The following is a 12,226-nucleotide window of genomic DNA, read 5'->3' as shown; positions in this document are numbered from 1 at the left end:
TGTAGCCGACGGCGGCGGGCACGCCGGAATCCGGCACCGGCACCACGACGTCGACCTCGACATGGCTTTCACGCGCGAGCTGCGCGCCGAAGGCTTTTCGGACGTCGTAGACCGAGCGGCCGCCGACGATGGAATCCGGCCGCGAGAAATAGATGTATTCGAAGATGCAGGGCCGCGGCGGCTTCGGCGGGAACGGCTTGTGGCTGTGCGCACCTGTTTCGTCGAACACGATGATCTCGCCGGGCTCGATGTCGCGGACATATTTGGCGCCGATCATGTCGAGCGCACAGGTTTCCGACGTCAGGATCGGACGGCCGTCGAGATCGCCGAGCACCAGCGGGCGGATGCCGAGCGGATCGCGCGCGCCGATCAGCTTCTTGTTGGTCAGCGCGACCAGCGCATAGGCGCCTTCGATCGCGCGCAGCGATTCGATGAAACGGTCGATGAAGCGGCCGCGCTTGGACTGCGCGACCAGATGCAGGATGACCTCGGTGTCTGTGGTCGACTGCATCATCGCGCCGCCCTTGACCAGCTCGCGGCGTAGCGTCAGCCCGTTGGTGAGGTTGCCGTTATGGCCGACCGCAAAGCCGCCGGCGTTGAGCTCGGCGAACAGCGGCTGCACGTTGCGCAGGATGGTGGCGCCGGTGGTGGAATAGCGGACATGGCCGACCGCCATGCTGCCGGGCAGGCGCTCGATCACCTCGCGGCGGGAGAAGGTGTCGCCGACGAGGCCGAGGCGGCGTTCGGAATGGAAGCGGCTGCCGTCGAAGGAGACGATGCCGGCGGCTTCCTGGCCGCGGTGCTGGAGGGCGTGCAGTCCGAGCGCTGTGATGGCAGCCGCTTCGGGGTGGCCGAAAATGCCGAACACGCCGCATTCCTCGCGTAGCGTGTCGCCTTCGAGATCGTCCTGCAACTCGATGCCAAGATTCAAATCAAGGCTTAGATCGAGTTGGCCGGCGGGATCGGAAGGGTTTTGCATCGCGTCCATCGCCTTCTCTGTGTCTGGCAGAACTAGCGGCCCGCGGGTTTCTCGATCAGCTTTTTAAGGCCGTCGCGGGCAGGTTTGCTGTAGCCATCGCCGGACGCAGGCGTTGCCTGGTCGGCGTCAGTTTGGTCGTCGTCCGGTTTATTCTTCTTGAATCTCTTTAAGATGGTGTTCTCGGGGTCGTCAGGCAAGAGCGACATTAACCATTGCCCGGTTCCATCCAGCACCGTTCGGGACTTCGCGTTGGTGATCCAGTCCGGCCGCTGCTTGTCAGGCACCAGCCAGCTGAAGAACAGGAAGGCGACCACCACGATCAGGAGGCCGCGGCCGAGGCCGAACAGGAAGCCGAGCGTGCGGTCCAGCGCGCCGATCCGGGAATCCAGGATCATGTCCGATATCCGCACCGTGATGACGGAAACCACGATCAGGGTACCGATGAAGCTGCCGGCAACGACCACCACGGCGGCGATCGTATCGCTGCCGAAATAGGCCTTGGCCTGCGGCATCAGCTTCGAGAACGCATAGAGCGTGACCAGCGCCGCCGCGCCCCAGGCCGCGATCGACAGGATTTCGCGCATGAAGCCGCGCACCATGGCGAGCAGCCCCGAAATCAGCATTACTCCGAGCAGGACGAGATCGAGTATCGTTACAGGCATCGGCTGGTCAGGTCCGCTCGTAAGTCCTTAAAGCAGCGAATCGGCGGAGTTACCGTCACCCCAAGTGAGGGGCAGACGATGCATCCCGCAAGGCCGGATATCGCGCCATCCCGCCTGCCTTTCGCGCGCGTTGTATAGCGGCGAGGGCCCGGCGCGTCACGCCGCTTTAGCCGTTTTCCCGACGGAATCGCGCCGGTGTGGCATTTTTCTCCCCTGAACCCTCGCGATTGTTATCCGCCTTGGCTCTGGGCGTGCCGCGCGCGGCGATTTCGGCCACAAGCGTGGTCAGTCCGCCGATGGTGTTCAGGGTCAGGCCGCCATCGCCGCCGACCTCGCCACGGGCCGATTCGGGCAGAACGGCACGGCCAAAGCCGAGTTTGGCGGCCTCCTTGAGCCGCGCCGAGGTCTGCGCCACCGGCCGAACCGCGCCCGAGAGCGAAACCTCGCCGAAATAGACCGCATCCGTTGGTAACGGCGCGTTTACCAGGGACGACACCAGGGCGGCGGACGCCGCGAGGTCCGCCGCCGGCTCGTTGATCCGCAGGCCGCCGGCCACGTTCAGGTAGACGTCGTAGCCGGACAGTTTGACCCCGCAATGGGCCTCCAGCACCGCCAGCACCATCGACAGGCGGCTCGGGTCCCAGCCGACCACGGCCCGCCGCGGGGTGCCGAGCGTGGTCGGCGCCACCAGGGCCTGCAATTCCACCAGCACCGGGCGGGTGCCCTCGATGCCGGCAAAAACCGCGGTGCCCGGGCTGCCGAGGTCGCGCTCGGAAAGGAACAGTTCAGAGGGATTGGAGACCTCGCGCAGGCCAAGGCCCGTCATCTCGAACACCCCGATCTCGTCGGTCGGGCCGAAGCGGTTCTTGACCGCGCGCAGGATGCGGAACTGCTGCGAGCCTTCGCCTTCGAACGACAGCACCGCATCGACCATGTGCTCGACCACGCGCGGGCCCGCGATCTGGCCGTCCTTGGTCACGTGTCCGACCAGAATGATCGCGGCTCCGGATTTCTTGGCGAACCGAATCAGCGCCTGCGCCGAGGCCCGGACCTGCGTCACCGTTCCCGGCGCCGACTCCACCGTGTCGGTCCACATGGTCTGGATCGAATCGATCACGATCAGGCGCGGCACCGCGCCCTCCGACAGGGTCGTGACGATGTCCTCGACCGACGTCTCGGAAGCGAGCTGCACCGGCGCATCCGCCAGTCCGAGCCGCTCGGCGCGCAGCCGCACCTGCGCCACCGCCTCTTCGCCCGAAATATAGACCGCGCGATGCCCGGCGCGGGCCAAGAGGCTGGTCGCCTGCGTCAGCAGCGTCGACTTGCCGATGCCGGGATCGCCGCCGACCAGCAGCACCGAGCCGCGGACGAAACCGCCGCCGGTGACGCGATCAAGTTCGGCCATTCCGGACGACAGCCGCGGCGCGTCGTTGCTTTTTCCCGTCAGCGATTCCAGCGCAAACGTCCGCCCCCGGCGTTTTGAGCGGATCGACACCGGCACGCTGCCGGTCGTGTCCTCCTCGGCCAGCGTGTTCCACTCGCCGCAGGAATCGCACTTGCCCTGCCAGCGGTTATAGGCCGCGCCGCAGTTCTGGCAGACAAAGGAGAGGGTGGATTTGGCCATAAGGGGTGAGTTGCCGCCTGAATCGAACCGACGTGGTATCATAGCACGGGGATGAACTCGAAGCGTCGATCATACAGGATCGACCGCCGAGGCACGGATGTTTGCATTCGTTAACCGCGCATGACTCTTGTTCGTTCGGGCTCGATCAACCGCGATTAGTTACCGGCGCACTGTAGATGCAAATTTTTCGAAGTCACTCAAGACTTCGATGTGATCTGGCGTTTTCATATTCGCGAGACAAAAATAGCGATTGAGATCATAAGGCAAAGGCATGGACGCGCGCCTATCGATCCTAAAGAGGGTTGGGTTAACTCCGCGCCATCGCGCATCGTGAATCGCGGTTGTGTCGAAGTTCGTTCCGATATTGAGGAAGTGAGACTCGCCGTCTATCGGCAGCGCCTTTGAGATCTTCTTTAGGAGAGCGCTAGGAAGAATGCTCTCGAGTGAAGTCTCAAAATCAGCAACTATTACGCTTTGATAGAAATGCAACACCTCACTAATTGGACGACGAACCCCCATCTCGAACGCAAAGATCAACGTCCTCTGAAGAATCTTCTCAGCATCCTCCGTGTCGGTAGGGACCTGAATGTTGATCCCGTCATTGAAAATAGCCAATTTCGTTATGAGGATATCGTGATCGCCATTGGCTAGGCGGCCGTTGTAAAATTCTACGCCTCCCTTGATCTCGTTCGGCGGTGAAGAGAAGTTAAAAATCGACTGAAGGCCCGAGCTGATCTGCGAGCCGTCAATACCGCGGACAGGTCGAATTTCGTCGGGCAGCGCGATCCACCAGACCTGCCCCTCAGTGCTTTGGATTCTCATGCTGCTACACTTCTCGCGACGACGGCGTTACCCATCGCACTATCGATCTTCTCATGAGGCTCCTCATTGGAGGTCGATAGAGCGTTTGCGTTTACAGGTGCGCTCAGTATTTGGGGCAGTTGTGGCGGGCCAAGCACCATGTTCCGAATTGATTCTGCTGCAGCTGAAGCTGCAGCTCCGGACGCTGCAATGGATCCGTCAGCAGATGAGTTGAAGCTGCAGCCAGCAAGTCTGTCTAAATCAAAACTTGACCGTCGCGTCGTTGAACTCGGAACATTGTCTATCAGTCTGAGCCAATCTTCCCACTCCGGCAGGTCAATCCAGACTGGAAGATCGAAGGCGGCCGCAATATCAAACAGCGATTGAAGGGACATCTTGCCATAGTTGGGATCCTCGAAGCGAGAAATCACATTCTGTGGTTTTCCCGCTTTTTCGCCAAGTTCGGCTTGGGTCCAATTTCGATCAGGCTGTTCTCGTAGCGATCGGATCAGTAGCGCGATCCGAGCCCGCATTTGGTCAGCCGCGAACTCGCTCCTAACTTCCTTGTCTGAAAGCTGCCGAACAAATTGTTCACTCCAGCGCGAGCCATAAGGCATGTTTGAGATTCCCGTTTTTCAATAGCGCTGCTTTTCGTTTCAGCGCGATTTCGCATGCCGTCTTGGGGACGAACTTCCCGCCTTTTTCTCGTGCCCAATAAAGGATCACGAACTCCGTTTCGGTGACATGAAATCCAAGTGGTCGTTGTTGAACATTGTCGGCCTCAAATCGAATCTCCCACAACCCTTCACAAGGGCCCGTGAGTTTCTTGAAATAGCCCTCGTGCCACTGAGTCCTCGGGAGTCCAGCCAGGATTTTCAGCCTAGAGAGTGTCCGAGCCTTGAGGCGGGGTGAGCCATTTTCGTAGACATCGCGAACATCGCTCAGAACCGCCTCAGCGCACCTCTCGCCATAATAGCTAAACGACGAGGCTTGCGGCAAGTTAATATTCCATTTTTGCGATTAATTCGTTAACTGCGCACCGTAAGGTCGAGTCGTTCGCGCGACGCACGCTAATAATAGAGCAATATGGTTGTAAAGGTGATCCCGCTACCTGGCGCTCTAGAGGGTAGCGGCGGTCTGGCCACTAATCCCGTTAGTGGTCACGATTGCTCCGCCCTGGCCGCAGCAAGCGCATTAGGCAACGTCGCCCGCACACGTCCAGATGCCGACCGGCTGTTCGAGTCCGCGAATGGCCTGCGCCGGCTGCTCGACGAGTGGCGCGAAGTCTGCGCTCGAATGGTTCGCTTCGGTGCGGGCCTGCTGCACCAGCGCGTCGCTGACGACGATGGCGCATCCGAATTCGCGGGTCAGTGCCTCGAGCCGGCTTGCCGCGTTCACGGTGGTACCGATCACGGCGAATTCGAGCCGGTTGAGGCCGATGTCGCCCAGCACGACCTGCCCGTAGTGCAGTCCGACGCTGACCTGGATCGGCGGCTCACTGCGCGTATTCCGTTCCTCGTTCAGCGCGGCGATCGAGGCGATCATGCCCCGCGCGCAACGCAAGGCATTCAGCGCGTCGGAATCGCCGGCGAACGGCGTGCCGAACGTCGCCATCAGGCCGTCGCCGAGATACTTGTCGAGTGTTCCGCCGTGGCGGAACACTTCACGTTCCATTCGCTCATGGAACTGCCGCAGCGTCTCGATCACCTGTTTCGGATCGCGGCCATCGCTGTAGGCGGTGAAGCCGACAATGTCGGCGAACAGCACCGCGACGTCCTGCGTGCGAACCCGCGTGAGCGGCTCGTCATTCCCCGACAATTCGTCGACGACGTTGGGCGAGAAATAGCGCGCCAGATTGGCGCGCTCGCGCTCGAGTCCGGCGTGGCTGATCAGCAGCGCGTTCGAGCGCCGCACCGCCAGCGCCAGGATTGCCGCCACGATGGCGAACACGATGACCTGCTGGAAGCGGGCGCCGAAACCGATCGACGAGGGATCGAGAATCTCGAACATGCGAATGTCCGCGCCGATGGCATCCTTGACGCGCGCGGACAGCGCGGCGTGGCTTTCCGGCTGCAGATAGGCCCAGCCGACGGCCATGGCCCAGAGAGCTGCGGTCCATCCGCCCATGGCGACGACGGTTCGCCACGAATAGGCGAGCGTGGCGGTGGCAAGGAAGATGAAGAAATAGATGAAGCTGTCGAACCGGAATTGCATTCCGATCGGCCAGTTGAAGTTGCTCCATGGATTGGGAACGATGGTGAGGAAGGTCAACAGCGCCAGATCGCAGATGATCAGGAAGACCTCGAGCGGCGAACGGCCGACCTTGCCGACCTTGAGCTGCGCCCAACCGATCAGCGCGAAGAAACCCAGCATCAGAACATAATAGATCACGTCCCGGTTCGGGTTCATGATCGGCAGGGTCGCTGCGGTGACCGCCAGTGCGACCCAGCGGGCGCGGACAGCGAGCAGCAGGCCCTCGCGCTTGCTGTCGGCCAGGGCGGCTTCCGCGAATTTCAGGGTGTCTTGCCGGGCTTCGGTACGCCCCGACCGCCGGTCGCCGGGATAGGAGACGTCAGCCGCTTCTGCCACCATGCTCAAGACACGTACTCCCCAGCCGAGAATCGGGCTGCGCAACCTGCCCGGCGCCACCGATCGACGTCGTCATATCCGGTAAACGCGGTGGTCGTCAGGCCGTCGAGCAAATTTGAGCATCCGCGGCCAGCGACGGGAAAGCCGGCAATGATCAGCGGTTCGACTATCTGACTTACCAAAATATCCGGACCTTACGAAAATGCGGTCCAGAGCAGGCTGAGGCCTGCGGCCAGCATGATGCCGTCCATCAGCAGCCGGAACACGTCGGGCTTGAGGCGCAGCACGAATCCCTTGGCGATGAAGGCGCCAAACATCAGGGAAGAACCCGCGATCAGGCCCTTCAGCGCGACATCAGGCGTCAGCGCGCCGAAGCGCTCGAAGACGACCGACTTGCTCAAATAGAGCCCGAGCGAGCTTGCGGCCTCGGTGGCGAGGAAGGCGCCCTTGGTCAGCCCGTAAAACAGAAACAACGGCACGCTGAGCGGACCCGTCGAGACCACGATGCCGGTGAGATAGCCGATCGCCGCGCCACCGACCGCCAGGTGCCAGAGTTGCGCTTTAAGCTGATGCTTGGCCAGCCAATGCCGGACCGGCACCATCGCGATGAGAAACAGGCCGATTGCGATGTCGACGGCATGTGAGGGCAGGGCGAGCAGGGTCCGCGCGCCGAGCGCGGCGGCTGGAATACCCGTCGCCGAATAGGCGAGGCAGGCGCGCCAGTCGACCTCGCGCCACCAGGCGAGAATGCGCGACAGGTTCGCCATCACAGCCGCGACCGCCATGATCGGCACGGCTTCCTTCGGCCCGTATTGATAGATCAATACCGGCATCAGCATGATCGACGAGCCGGTGCCCACGATCCCTGAGATCGTGCCGGCGATCAGCCCGACAGTGAGGACGAAAAGGAAGCCCAACCTGACGTCTTTCGCGATTCCCGATGCCGACATCATGGTGGCAGCAGGCCCAGGTTACGAGTCCGGATATCGATGGCCGGTCCCGGTATCAGGCCGCGTAAAGTTCCACCGGCGCATCAAACCCCTTGAGCTGGAACGCCGTCGAACGGCTGTCCTCCAAATCCGGCTGGGCGCGATCGAACACGGCCTTCGTCACCAGGATCTGGCCGGCCTCGGCGACCGACTGCGCGCGCGAGGCGGTGTTGACGACGGTGCCGATCGCCGTCAGGTCGCGGTGAGAGTGGCCGAACTCGCCAAAACTGAGTTCGCCGGTATGGATGCCGATGCCGATCCCCAACTGGTCAGCGCAGAGTCCGTGCATATTGGCAAGGCTCGTGCGCATCTCACGCCAGTTCTTCTGAATCTCGCGCGCAGCGAGCACGGCGTTTCTGACGTGCTCCTCCCGCCGCAAGGGAAAATTGAAGACCGCCATGACGGCGTCGCCGATGGTCTTGTTGAGGAGCCCGTCGTGGTGCCAGATCGCGTCGGCGCATTCGTCGTAGAATGCGTCGAGCAGTCCGGACACCGCATCGGCCGATTGCGACTGCGACAGGCTGGTGTAGCCGCGCAGATCGGCGAACATGATGGTGGCGTCGATGGCGATCTTGCGCGCCCGCATCACCTTGGTGAACATCAGTTCGCAGATGGTGCAGGTATTGGGATTCATCCGGCTCGGACGGATGCCGAAGGCGCGGTAAGGCGCCGAGGCGACGCCGCGAAGCACCACCGGCACATGCAACTGCTCCCAGCATCCTTTGCAGATGAGCGAATGTTGCAGTGCTGCCATTTTCAACCGTGCTCCGCCAAAGCGGCTGGGACGGCGATGCTATAACCGGCGGCAGGTGCGAGCAAGCAGCGTCCCGCAGCGCACACCTGCCGGCTGGTGGCCGAGCGCAAAGCTGCTAGGATCGCGTCAAAATAATCAAAACGGAGGATCGTTATGGACGCCGTGACGCCGAAGGCTCAGACCGCAGAGACGCATTCCCATCTGGTTCGCCCAACCAGCATGGAATGGCAGAAGACGCGGTTCCCCGGTTGCGAAGCCAAGACGCTGCTGTTCGATCGCAAGACCGGGCTGATGACCGCGCTGATGCGGTTCGCGCCGGGTGCGGTGCTGCCCGACCATGAGCACGTCAACATCGAACAGACCTATGTGCTCGAAGGCTCGCTCGTCGACAAGGAAGGCCCGGCGCAGGGCATCGAATGCAAGGCCGGCGAATTCATCTGGCGTGAAGAAGGCAGCCGTCACGTCGCCTGGTGCCCGCAAGGCGGACTTATGCTCGCGATCTTCCAGGTGCCGAACAAGTTCTTCGAGGCCGACGGCCGTGTCATCGACGCCGCCGGCGAGGACTGGGACGCGGCCTGGGGACATACAAGAAAGGGCTGATCCACAACCGGTCTGATCAGGGCGACGTTTACCATGACGTTCGCCGTGCCCAGCTACCGGTTAAGCCTTGTTTAGGGGCGGCTCGATACCGTGCCGGCATTGACGCGCCGGGGATTCGATGTCGCTCTTCCAAGCCTCAGACCGGATATCGCCTGGCCTCGATCGGCAGGCGGCAGATATCCGGCATTTGCCATTGCTCTACGGGCTGACGCTGTTCGTCTCGGCCCTGTTGCTGTTCTCGATCCAGCCGATGTTCGCAAGGATGGTGCTGCCGAAACTTGGCGGCGCGCCGGCGGTATGGTCGGTCGCCATGGTGTTCTTCCAAACGGTCTTGCTGGCAGGCTATGCCTACGCCCACGTGCTGAACCACCTGCTGCGGTCTCGTTGGGGCGCGATGCTCCATCTGGCGCTGGTCGGATTGGCGGCCATGGCATTGCCGATCGCGGTCGCACCGGGATGGTCTGCGCCGCCTCAGGATGGGACGGCGCTGTGGCTGTTCGGATTGTTTGCGATCTCGATCGGCCTGCCATTCTTTGTGCTGTCGGCCACCGCGCCGCTGCTGCAAAGCTGGTTTGCCGCGAGTGGACACCGGCAGGCGGCCAATCCTTATGTGCTCTACGCCGCGTCCAATCTCGGTTCGTTTGCCGCCCTGTTCGCCTATCCCGTCGTCGTCGAACCGTTCCTGACGCTGAAGACGCAAACCGCGATCTGGTCGCTCGGATTTGGGCTGTTTGCGGTGCTGCTGGCCGTCGCCAGCCTGCTCACCTCGGGCGCAGCACCGGTGGTCGCGCAGGCTCCGCCGCCGGACGAGGTTCGTGCAAGCGCCATGGAACGCGTGCGCTGGATCGCGCTTGCAGCGGTGCCGTCCGGTCTCGTTATCGCTGTTACGGCGTATCTGACCACCGATATCGCTGCCGCGCCGTTCCTGTGGGTGCTTCCGCTCGCGATCTATTTGCTCACTTTCGTTGCCGTGTTTCGCGACAGGCCGTGGATCGCCCATGCCGATGTGGTCCGGTTAGTTCCTTTCGCCGTGGCGCCGCTCGCGGTGAGCCTGATCGGCGGCGACAAGGTGTTCTGGGTGACGATGATCGCCCTCAACCTCGCCGCGTTCGTGCTGTTGACGCTGATGTGCCATGGCGAACTCTATCGGCGCCGTCCGAGCCCGCAACGGCTGACCGAGTTCTATCTCTGCACTTCGTTCGGTGGCGTAATCGGCGGCGCGTTCGCGGGCCTGCTGGCGCCGCAGATATTCAACGGCAATTACGAATATCCGATCCTCGTCGCGCTCGCCGTGCTGTGCATGCCGGGATTCTTCGCCGGAGGTGTCCGCAAGACCGTGACTGAACTTTCGCCGTGGCTTCTGCCGAGCGCGATTCTCGCACTGGTCTGGTCCGTCGCCCGGCTGTCGCTACCCGCGCCCCTGGAACTGCCGTTCCATCTCGTGCTCGCGCTGCTGGCGGCTGCGATGCTGTTTCAGCGGCAGCATCTGGCGCGCTTCTTCGCGCTCGTGGTCCTGAGCTTTGTCATCACCGGTCTCTGGCGTCCGGGAATAGCGCCGATCGAGACGGTCCGCAGTTTCTTCGGTGTGCACAGGGTGGCCGAAGTTTCCGAGGGCAGGGCTCGTCTGCTCTATCACGGCACCACGATCCATGGCGCGCAGCGCCTGCGCAACGACGACGGTACGCCGGTCTCGGGACCGCCGGGGCCGCTGACTTATTATTACCCGGAAGGTCCGTTGGCCGACGCGATCGGTGCCGCCCGCGCGGCCCATGGTGCTCTCCGGCGCGTCGCGGTAGTCGGGCTCGGTACGGGCTCGCTGGCCTGCCATCGCAAGGCCGCCGAGAACTGGACGTTCTTCGAGATCGATCCCGAAGTGATCCGCATCGCCCGGGATCCGCGTCTCTTTACGTTCCTGTCGAGCTGCGCAGCCGATGCACCGGTGGTGGCCGGCGACGCACGGCTGACGCTGGAGGCCTCGCCCGGCCAGTATGACCTGATCGTTCTGGATGCCTTCTCTTCCGACAGCATCCCGGTGCATCTTTTGACGCGCGAAGCGCTGGCGGGATATCTCGCGAAACTCACGCCACGCGGCGTGATCGTCGCGCATATTTCCAATCGCCACCTCGATCTCGCTTCCGTGGTCTCCAACGTCGCCGGTTCCCAGGGAATGATCAGCTTCCTTCGCGAGGATGATCGCGCCGGCGACTTCATGAAGACGTTCGCATCCAACGCCCGGGTCGTCGCCATGGCGCGCACATCAGGCGATCTCGGAAGCGTCGCCGAAAAATGGACGCCGCTGCAGGCGGATCCCGCAAGTGCGGTGTGGACGGACGACTATTCCAACATTCTCGGCGTGATGCTGCGCCGGAAATTCGGCTGGTAGCGGCTGCGCGGGAAGCTACCTCAGCACGATCCAGGCCGGCGCATGATCGCTGGCGCCTTCCTCGCCGCGGATCTTGCGATCGACGCCGGCCTTGACCAGGCGCGGTGCGATCGCCGGGCTCAGCAGCAGATGATCGAGCCGCAATCCGGCGTCGCGCGGCCAGCGGTTTCGCTTGTAGTCCCAGAACGTGAACATCGGTTTCGACCGATGCAGCGTGCGGATCGCGTCGGTCCAGCCCTGGTCCACCAGCGCCTTGAACGCGGCGCGGCTTTTCGGCTGGATCAACGCGTCCTTGTCCCACGACTTCGTCGGATAGATATCCGATGCCGTCGGCGCGACGTTGTAGTCACCGGCCAGCACCACGGGAATATCCTGCTTGAGTAATTTGCCGGCATGCGAACGCAGCCGCTTGAACCAGTCGAGCTTGTAATCGAATTTCGGACCCGGCTGCGGGTTGCCGTTCGGCAGATAGATGCTGGTCACGAGGATGCCGTTGACGGCGGCCTCGATGTAGCGGGCCTCGTCGTCATTGCGATCGCCGGGCAGGGCCGTCCGCGTCAGGACCGGCTCGGTGCCGCGCGCGAGAATGGCGACGCCGTTCCAGGTCTTCTGTCCGCGCCACACCGCGCCATAGCCGGCCTTCTCGATTGCCTTGATGGGGAATTCGGCATCGGCCGATTTCAGTTCCTGCAAGGCCACGACGTCGGGCCTGGCGGCGCGCAACCAGCGCAACAGGTTCGGCAGGCGGCGGTTCACATTATTGATGTTGAAGGTCGCTATCTTCATGTAGAGCTAGTGGTTCATCACCGTGATTTTGACTCTTTGGCGCCAACTGGATAGGCGCG

At 62.5% G+C, this 12,226-nt stretch carries 12 protein-coding genes; 2 read left to right on the top strand and 10 right to left on the bottom strand.

Going from position 1 to position 12,226, the window contains the following annotated elements; all coding sequences use genetic code 11:
• From V7E26_RS26065 to V7E26_RS26025, 9 genes are all read right to left on the bottom strand, one after another.
• Positions 1 to 979 (bottom strand): amidophosphoribosyltransferase (locus V7E26_RS26065; RefSeq protein WP_442893483.1); only part of this gene is annotated, 979 nt, incomplete at its 3' end.
• A gap of 32 nt (positions 980 to 1,011) precedes the next feature.
• A complete protein-coding gene (locus V7E26_RS26060; RefSeq protein WP_324421825.1) occupies positions 1,012 to 1,641 on the bottom strand; it encodes a CvpA family protein in 630 nt (209 codons plus the stop codon).
• Positions 1,642 to 1,807: 166 nt separating this feature from the next.
• Positions 1,808 to 3,265: a DNA repair protein RadA gene (gene radA, locus V7E26_RS26055; RefSeq protein ID WP_324421824.1), complete on the bottom strand. Its 1,458-nt coding sequence runs from the start codon at positions 3,263 to 3,265 to the stop codon at positions 1,808 to 1,810.
• A 159-nt stretch (positions 3,266 to 3,424) separates the two neighbouring features.
• Complete coding sequence (locus V7E26_RS26050; protein WP_324421822.1) at positions 3,425 to 4,087, bottom strand: hypothetical protein; 663 nt, start codon at positions 4,085 to 4,087, stop codon at positions 3,425 to 3,427.
• Positions 4,084 to 4,683, bottom strand: a complete 600-nt coding sequence (locus V7E26_RS26045; protein ID WP_324421820.1) for a helix-turn-helix transcriptional regulator — start codon at positions 4,681 to 4,683, stop codon at positions 4,084 to 4,086. Before V7E26_RS26045 ends, V7E26_RS26050 begins: the two co-directional genes overlap by 4 nt.
• Complete coding sequence (locus V7E26_RS26040; protein ID WP_324421818.1) at positions 4,658 to 5,065, bottom strand: hypothetical protein; 408 nt, start codon at positions 5,063 to 5,065, stop codon at positions 4,658 to 4,660. Before V7E26_RS26040 ends, V7E26_RS26045 begins: the two co-directional genes overlap by 26 nt.
• A gap of 195 nt (positions 5,066 to 5,260) precedes the next feature.
• Positions 5,261 to 6,658 carry an adenylate/guanylate cyclase domain-containing protein gene (locus V7E26_RS26035; RefSeq protein WP_324421831.1) on the bottom strand — a complete coding sequence of 466 codons (1,398 nt, stop codon included), beginning with the start codon at positions 6,656 to 6,658 and terminating at the stop codon, positions 5,261 to 5,263.
• Between the two features lie 191 nt (positions 6,659 to 6,849).
• Positions 6,850 to 7,572 (bottom strand): sulfite exporter TauE/SafE family protein, encoded by a 723-nt coding sequence (locus V7E26_RS26030; RefSeq protein ID WP_324421829.1) that lies wholly within the window; start codon positions 7,570 to 7,572, stop codon positions 6,850 to 6,852.
• A gap of 88 nt (positions 7,573 to 7,660) precedes the next feature.
• On the bottom strand, positions 7,661 to 8,389 hold the full coding sequence (locus tag V7E26_RS26025) for an adenylate/guanylate cyclase domain-containing protein (protein ID WP_324421827.1): 729 nt from the start codon (positions 8,387 to 8,389) through the stop codon (positions 7,661 to 7,663).
• A gap of 162 nt (positions 8,390 to 8,551) precedes the next feature.
• Between V7E26_RS26025 and V7E26_RS26020 the strand changes: the two genes are divergently transcribed.
• Positions 8,552 to 8,998 (top strand): cupin domain-containing protein, encoded by a 447-nt coding sequence (locus V7E26_RS26020; RefSeq protein WP_324421816.1) that lies wholly within the window; start codon positions 8,552 to 8,554, stop codon positions 8,996 to 8,998.
• Positions 8,999 to 9,116: 118 nt separating this feature from the next.
• Positions 9,117 to 11,381 carry a fused MFS/spermidine synthase gene (locus V7E26_RS26015; protein WP_324421814.1) on the top strand — a complete coding sequence of 755 codons (2,265 nt, stop codon included), beginning with the start codon at positions 9,117 to 9,119 and terminating at the stop codon, positions 11,379 to 11,381.
• Positions 11,382 to 11,396: 15 nt separating this feature from the next.
• Here V7E26_RS26015 and V7E26_RS26010 read toward each other — a convergent pair whose 3' ends face one another.
• On the bottom strand, positions 11,397 to 12,167 hold the full coding sequence (locus tag V7E26_RS26010; RefSeq protein WP_324421812.1) for an exodeoxyribonuclease III: 771 nt from the start codon (positions 12,165 to 12,167) through the stop codon (positions 11,397 to 11,399).
• Positions 12,168 to 12,226 lie beyond the last annotated feature (59 nt).

The organism is Bradyrhizobium sp. (genome assembly GCF_036735945.1).
In the GTDB taxonomy this organism is placed as follows: Bacteria; Pseudomonadota; Alphaproteobacteria; order Rhizobiales; family Xanthobacteraceae; genus Bradyrhizobium.
Note: the sequence above shows the minus strand (reverse complement) of the source record. Positions and strands in the feature narration are given on the sequence as shown.

What these genes read in the sequence shown, in the direction of transcription:
- V7E26_RS26060 (WP_324421825.1), bottom strand. Translation starts at nt 1,641, where the DNA reads ATGCCTGTAACGATACTCGATCTCGTCCTGCTCGGAGTAATGCTGATT.
- radA (WP_324421824.1), bottom strand. Translation starts at nt 3,265, where the DNA reads ATGGCCAAATCCACCCTCTCCTTTGTCTGCCAGAACTGCGGCGCGGCC.
- V7E26_RS26050 (WP_324421822.1), bottom strand. Translation starts at nt 4,087, where the DNA reads ATGAGAATCCAAAGCACTGAGGGGCAGGTCTGGTGGATCGCGCTGCCC.
- V7E26_RS26045 (WP_324421820.1), bottom strand. Translation starts at nt 4,683, where the DNA reads ATGCCTTATGGCTCGCGCTGGAGTGAACAATTTGTTCGGCAGCTTTCA.
- V7E26_RS26035 (WP_324421831.1), bottom strand. Translation starts at nt 6,658, where the DNA reads ATGGTGGCAGAAGCGGCTGACGTCTCCTATCCCGGCGACCGGCGGTCG.
- V7E26_RS26020 (WP_324421816.1), top strand. Translation starts at nt 8,552, where the DNA reads ATGGACGCCGTGACGCCGAAGGCTCAGACCGCAGAGACGCATTCCCAT.
- V7E26_RS26015 (WP_324421814.1), top strand. Translation starts at nt 9,117, where the DNA reads ATGTCGCTCTTCCAAGCCTCAGACCGGATATCGCCTGGCCTCGATCGG.
- V7E26_RS26010 (WP_324421812.1), bottom strand. Translation starts at nt 12,167, where the DNA reads ATGAAGATAGCGACCTTCAACATCAATAATGTGAACCGCCGCCTGCCG.